Annotated in this window: 1 protein-coding gene, 12 tRNA genes, 1 rRNA gene and 3 other annotated features; all 14 genes read left to right on the top strand. The window is 51.5% G+C overall.

Annotated features, from left to right (window positions below; genetic code table 11):
- The first annotated feature begins 109 nt into the window (after positions 1–109).
- Positions 110–304: a sequence feature (23S ribosomal RNA rRNA prediction is too short), on the top strand.
- 75 nt (positions 305–379) lie between these two features.
- Positions 380–1127: a sequence feature (23S ribosomal RNA rRNA prediction is too short), on the top strand.
- Between the two features lies 1 nt (position 1128).
- Positions 1129–1989 (top strand) — a sequence feature (23S ribosomal RNA rRNA prediction is too short).
- 148 nt (positions 1990–2137) lie between these two features.
- The 14 genes from rrf to ppc all read left to right on the top strand — a co-directional run bounded on the left by rrf (position 2138) and on the right by ppc (position 6252).
- A 5S ribosomal RNA gene (rrf, locus tag HMPREF1207_RS10845) occupies positions 2138–2254 on the top strand.
- A 5-nt stretch (positions 2255–2259) separates the two neighbouring features.
- Positions 2260–2335: transfer RNA gene (locus HMPREF1207_RS10840), tRNA-Asn, on the top strand.
- Position 2336: 1 nt separating this feature from the next.
- Positions 2337–2409: transfer RNA gene (locus HMPREF1207_RS10835), tRNA-Thr, on the top strand.
- A 6-nt stretch (positions 2410–2415) separates the two neighbouring features.
- A tRNA-Glu gene (locus HMPREF1207_RS10830) sits at positions 2416–2487 on the top strand.
- A gap of 9 nt (positions 2488–2496) precedes the next feature.
- A tRNA-Val gene (locus tag HMPREF1207_RS10825) sits at positions 2497–2572 on the top strand.
- Positions 2573–2576: 4 nt separating this feature from the next.
- Positions 2577–2652: transfer RNA gene (locus HMPREF1207_RS10820), tRNA-Thr, on the top strand.
- An 8-nt stretch (positions 2653–2660) separates the two neighbouring features.
- Positions 2661–2735, top strand: a tRNA-Gln gene (locus tag HMPREF1207_RS10815).
- Positions 2736–2745: 10 nt separating this feature from the next.
- A tRNA-Lys gene (locus HMPREF1207_RS10810) sits at positions 2746–2821 on the top strand.
- Positions 2822–2833: 12 nt separating this feature from the next.
- Positions 2834–2914 (top strand) — tRNA-Leu (locus HMPREF1207_RS10805).
- A 10-nt stretch (positions 2915–2924) separates the two neighbouring features.
- Positions 2925–2999 (top strand) — tRNA-Gly (locus HMPREF1207_RS10800).
- Positions 3000–3010: 11 nt separating this feature from the next.
- Positions 3011–3087, top strand: a tRNA-Arg gene (locus tag HMPREF1207_RS10795).
- A 9-nt stretch (positions 3088–3096) separates the two neighbouring features.
- Positions 3097–3173: transfer RNA gene (locus HMPREF1207_RS10790), tRNA-Pro, on the top strand.
- 7 nt (positions 3174–3180) lie between these two features.
- Positions 3181–3254, top strand: a tRNA-Gly gene (locus HMPREF1207_RS10785).
- Positions 3255–3465: 211 nt separating this feature from the next.
- Positions 3466–6252: a phosphoenolpyruvate carboxylase gene (ppc, locus tag HMPREF1207_RS10780; RefSeq protein WP_009675031.1), complete on the top strand. Its 2787-nt coding sequence runs from the start codon at positions 3466–3468 to the stop codon at positions 6250–6252.
- The last annotated feature ends 20 nt before the right edge of the window (positions 6253–6272 follow it).

The following is a 6272-nucleotide window of genomic DNA, read 5'->3' as shown; positions in this document are numbered from 1 at the left end:
CGGGGCCCGCCAAGGGTTACCAAGTCCAGTCAAACTCTGAATGCCACAGACATTACCCCGGGAGTCAGACAGTGAGTGCTAAGATCCATTGTCAAGAGGGAAACAGCCCAGATCATCAGCTAAGGTCCCCAAGTGTGTGTTAAGTGGGAAAGGATGTGGAGTTGCACAGACAACCAGGATGTTGGCTTAGAAGCAGCCACCATTTAAAGAGTGCGTAATAGCTCACTGGTCGAGTGACTCTGCGCCGAAAATGTAACGGGGCTAAACACACCACCGAAGCTATGACTTGCACCTAGCGTGCATGGGTAGGGGAGCGTTCTGTACGGAGTGAAGGTAGATCGTGAGGACTGCTGGACTGTACAGAAGTGAGAATGCCGGTATGAGTAACGAAAAGATCAGTGAGAATCTGATCCGCCGAAAGCCTAAGGGTTCCTGAGGAAGGTTCGTCCGCTCAGGGTAAGTCGGGACCTAAGGCGAGGCCGAAAGGCGTAGTCGAAGGACAACAGGTTGAAATTCCTGTACCACCGTAAGCCGTTACGAGCAATGGAGTGACGCAGCAGGGTAGGGACGCGGACTGATGGATGTCCGTCCAAGCAGTGAGGCTGATGTGTAGGCAAATCCGCACATCGTGAAGGCTGGGCTGTGATGGGGAGCGAAAATTACAGTAGCGAAGGTCTTAATCTCACACTGCCGAGAAAAGCTTCTAGCCAGGCGAAGGTGCCCGTACCGCAAACCGACACAGGTGGGCGAGAAGAGAATTCTAAGGCGCGCGGAAGAACTCTCGTTAAGGAACTCGGCAAAATGACCCCGTAACTTCGGGAGAAGGGGTGCCCCGGTAGTGTGAATAGCACGAGGGGGCCGCAGTGAAAAGGCCCAAGCGACTGTTTAGCAAAAACACAGGTCTATGCGAAGCCGCAAGGCGAAGTATATGGGCTGACGCCTGCCCGGTGCTGGAAGGTTAAGGGGAGCGGTTAGGAGCAATCCGAAGCTGTGAACCGAAGCCCCAGTAAACGGCGGCCGTAACTATAACGGTCCTAAGGTAGCGAAATTCCTTGTCAGGTAAATTCTGACCCGCACGAATGGCGTAACGACTTGGGCGCTGTCTCAACGAGAGATCCGGTGAAATTTTAATACCTGTGAAGATGCAGGTTACCCGCGACAAGACGGAAAGACCCCATGGAGCTTTACTGCAGCTTGATATTGGACTTTGGTACGATCTGTACAGGATAGGTGGGAGCCTTTGAAGCCTGAGCGCCAGCTTGGGTGGAGGCGCCGTTGGGATACCACCCTGATCGTATCGGAGTTCTAACCTACTACCGTGATCCGGTAGAGGGACCGTGTCAGGTGGGCAGTTTGACTGGGGCGGTCGCCTCCTAAAGAGTAACGGAGGCGCCCCAAGGTTCCCTCAGAATGGTTGGAAATCATTCGAAGAGTGCAAAGGCATAAGGGAGCTTGACTGCGAGACATACAGGTCGAGCAGGGACGAAAGTCGGGCTTAGTGATCCGGTGGTACCGCATGGAAGGGCCATCGCTCAACGGATAAAAGCTACCCTGGGGATAACAGGCTTATCTCCCCCAAGAGTCCACATCGACGGGGAGGTTTGGCACCTCGATGTCGGCTCATCGCATCCTGGGGCTGAAGTAGGTCCCAAGGGTTGGGCTGTTCGCCCATTAAAGCGGTACGCGAGCTGGGTTCAGAACGTCGTGAGACAGTTCGGTCCCTATCTGTCGCGGGCGCAGGAAATTTGAGAGGAGCTGTCCTTAGTACGAGAGGACCGGGATGGACGTACCGCTGGTGTACCAGTTGTCTCGCCAGAGGCATCGCTGGGTAGCTATGTACGGAAGGGATAAGCGCTGAAAGCATCTAAGCGTGAAGCCCCCCTCAAGATGAGATTTCCCAATTAGTAAGACCCCTTGAAGACGACGAGGTAGATAGGTTGGAGGTGGAAGCACAGCAATGTGTGGAGCTGACCAATACTAATCGGTCGAGGGCTTGACCTATAAGGTTATTTCCGACAGGAAAGACCGCATCGAAAGCATAGGCTATATATGCACCACAAGATCTTTGGATGGATCGAATGCACGTTTCGCTGCTAGTTTTCAGGGAGCAACCCTGATGTGTCTGAATAGACACCTGTTTGGTGACGATGGCGGAAGGGAACCACGCGTACCCATCCCGAACACGACCGTTAAGCCTTCCAGCGCCGATGGTACTTGGACCGAAGGGTCCTGGGAGAGTAGGACGTTGCCAAGCGATATTCCCTGATAGCTCAGTTGGTAGAGCACTCGACTGTTAATCGAGTTGTCACAGGTTCGAGTCCTGTTCGGGGAGCCACGCTTCCATAGCTCAGTAGGTAGAGTGCTTCCATGGTAAGGAAGAGGTCACCGGTTCGAATCCGGTTGGAAGCTTATTAAGGCCCGTTGGTCAAGGGGTTAAGACACCTCCCTTTCACGGAGGTAACAGGGGTTCGAATCCCCTACGGGTCATTACTGGGCGGACGCTTAGCTCAGCTGGGAGAGCATCTGCCTTACAAGCAGAGGGTCGGCGGTTCGATCCCGTCAGCGTCCACCATCATGCCGTTGTAGCTCAATTGGTAGAGCAACTGACTTGTAATCAGTAGGTTGGGGGTTCAAGTCCTCTCGACGGCACCATGTTTTATTGGGGGTTAGCCAAGCGGTAAGGCAACGGACTTTGACTCCGTCATGCATAGGTTCAAATCCTATACCCCCAGCCATTTTTAGTACGAGCCATTAGCTCAGTTGGTAGAGCACCTGACTTTTAATCAGGGTGTCGAAGGTTCGAGTCCTTCATGGCTCACCATTTTTCCAACTTGCGCGTGTGGCGGAATTGGCAGACGCACTAGACTTAGGATCTAGCGTCTTTGACGTGGGGGTTCAAGTCCCTCCACGCGCATCAGTTTTATGCGGAAGTGGCTCAGCGGTAGAGCATCGCCTTGCCAAGGCGAGGGTCGCGGGTTCGATTCCCGTCTTCCGCTCCATAATTTCATATGTGCCCTTAGCTCAGCTGGATAGAGCGTTTGACTACGAATCAAAAGGCCGGGAGTTCGAATCTCTCAGGGCACGCCATTCATATTTCGGGACGTAGCTCAGCTTGGTAGAGCACCTGGTTTGGGACCAGGGGGTCGCATGTTCAAATCGTGTCGTCCCGACCATATGTATGCGGGTGTAGTTCAATGGTAGAACTCCAGCCTTCCAAGCTGGTAGCGTGGGTTCGATTCCCATCACCCGCTCCATACATAACCAACAAAGATCTCATAGAGATCTTTTTTTTATTTATCCAGAACCGGGCTTGAGTTAAATCTTACTCGGCTTTCCTGTAATTGTCAGGCATGTTTCGTCAAAAATAGCTATAATGCAACGCGTGAATGTGGTAAAATATTCTGAAATGAGTATGAAATCAGATGAAATTTGGTGTGATTATCAGTAGAGAGAAGAGGCGAGGACATGTCGGATAACGAAACAATCGTTCAGAAAAATTCTACTAACAACTTGCTTCGCAGAGATGTGCGGTTTCTTGGGCATATACTTGGGGAAGTGCTGGTCCATCAGGGAGGCAATGAGCTTCTGGCAGTCGTAGAGAAGATCCGCGAACTGAGTAAATCCCTTCGGGCTCAATATGACCCAGCCATCTATGCGGAATTTAAAGCGACGATCGACGGGCTGCAGCCTGAAATTCGTCACCAGGTTATTCGTGCTTTTGCGATTTACTTTCAACTTGTTAATATTGCCGAGCAAACCCACCGTATTCGCAGAAAACGCGATTATGAGCGTTCCTCGGGAGAAACGGTTCAGCCTGGCTCAATCGAAAGCATCGTTCAGCAGTTGAAGCAGAATCAGATCTCCTATCGTGAGGTTCAGGAAATTTTGCAGACGATCTCGCTTGAACTCGTTATGACTGCCCATCCTACAGAAGCTACACGCCGTGCGGTTCTGGATATTCACCAGCGTATTTCCCAGGACGTGATGTACCTCGACAATCCAACGCTAACCTACCGGGAGAGAGAACAGCTTAGAGAAAAGCTTCTGGCTGAGGTTATGACGCTTTGGCAAACCGATGAACTACGCAACCGGAAACCGACTGTTATCGACGAAGTTCAGAATGGCCTTTATTATTTTGATGAAACCTTATTCGATGTTCTTCCTGAAGTTTATCAAGAATTGGAACGTTGTTTGGATAAATACTACCCGAATGAGACTTGGCACGTACCTAGTTTCCTTAAATTCGGTTCCTGGATCGGCGGAGACCGTGACGGCAACCCTTCGGTTACCTCTCATGTCACGTGGGAGACGCTGGAGCTGCACCGCGGCCTTGCTTTAAAGAAGTATGAAACAATTCTCGTGGATGTCATGTATCACTTAAGCTTCAGCAAGAATCTTGCTGAGATCAGTGATGAGCTGCAGAAATCTATTGAGGCCGATCATGAAGTTTTTGGTCCCCACAATGATTTCTGGAGCAATGACGACGAGCCGTACCGCACAAAGCTTGCCTACATGATCGAGAAAGTCAGAAACGCGGGGAACTCCCAAGTAGCGAGTTTCCAGAAGTATACCTCGCCGGACGAAATGATTGCGGATCTCTATGTGATCGAAAGAAGCTTGCGGAGCCATTTCGCCGATTATGCGGCGGACCGGTATATTAAGAAGCTGATTCGTCAGGTAGAATTATTCGGGTTTCATCTGGCTACCCTCGACATTCGTCAGCACAGCCGCGAACATGAGCTGGCCATGACGGAAATCCTAAACCGGATCGGTATCGTGGAGGATTACAGCACACTCCAGGAAAATGAGAAGATTGAACTGTTGAGCAAGCTTCTCGATGAGCCGCGTCCGATTACATCCCCATACATGAAATACTCCGAGTCTACTCAGGAATGTCTGGATGTATATAGAAATATTTATAAGGCCCAGCATGAGTTCGGACGCTACTGCTTGAACAGCTATCTGATTAGTATGACTCAGGGCGCGAGCGACATGCTGGAGGTTATGGTTTTTGCCAAAGAAGTAGGACTTTATCGTAAGGAAGCCGACGGTACGGTTGTGAGCAACATTCAGTCGGTGCCGCTTTTTGAAACGATCGACGATCTGCATGCGGCTCCGGAAATTATGGATACTCTTTTTAAAATTCCGGCTTACCGTGCAAGCTTGAATTCTGCGGCGCCTATGCACGAAATCATGCTGGGTTATTCCGACAGCAACAAAGACGGCGGCGTTATTACCGCTAACTGGGAGCTGCGCGTCGCGCTGCGTGCCTTGACGGATACCGGAAACAGAAACGGCGTGAAGCTGAAGTTCTTCCACGGACGGGGCGGTTCGCTCGGACGCGGCGGAATGCCGCTGAACCGGAGTATTCTGGCACAGCCTGTGGATACGATCGGCGGCGGTATCAAGATTACGGAGCAGGGCGAGGTGCTTTCATCCCGCTATTCGCTGCAAGGTATCGCGTACCGCAGCCTCGAGCAGGCAACGTTTGCTTTGATTAAAGGAGCGGTGCTGGCACGCAACCCGCAAAAACACCCGCTTGAAACCGAATGGGAAAGCATTATGAAAGGAATTTCGGAAAAAGCGCAGAATAAGTATCAGGACCTTATTTTCCGCGATCCGGATTTCATGACTTTCTTCAAGCAATCGACGCCTCTTCCGGAGGTCGGAGAGCTGAATATCGGTTCGCGTCCTTCCAAGCGGAACAACAGCGACCGCTTTGAAGATCTGCGCGCGATTCCGTGGGTATTCGCCTGGACGCAGAGCCGTTATCTGCTGCCGGCATGGTACGCTGCGGGTACGGCGCTTCAGGACTTTTATCAGGATAAGGCCGAAAATATGTCGGTTCTTAAGAACATGTATGAGAACTGGCCGTTCTTCAAATCCATGATCGACGGTTTGCAGATGGCACTAGCCAAAGCGGACCTTCTCATCGCCAAAGAGTACGGCAGCCTGCTTAAGGAAGGCAGCATCGCAAAGCGAATTTACGAGCTGATCAGCGCGGAATACGACCTGACTTCCAAACTGATTCTGGATATTACCGGGCAGCAGGAGATTCTCGACAACGTGCCGGTTATTCAAGAATCGATCCGGCTTCGCAATCCGTACGTCGATCCGCTGAGCTACCTGCAAGTGGATTTGCTCAAAGAACTGCGCGGGGCACGCGAGAATAACGAAGACGACAGCTTCCTGCTGCGTGAAGTTCTTCTTACGATCAACGGCATTGCAGCCGGACTCCGCAATACAGGCTGATAACGGACAACATCGCATAG

Source organism: Paenibacillus sp. HGH0039, assembly GCF_000411255.1.
GTDB lineage: Bacteria > Bacillota > Bacilli > Paenibacillales > NBRC-103111 > Paenibacillus_F.
The sequence above is the reverse complement of the archived record's forward strand: the minus strand, read 5'-3'. Positions and strand labels throughout refer to the sequence as shown.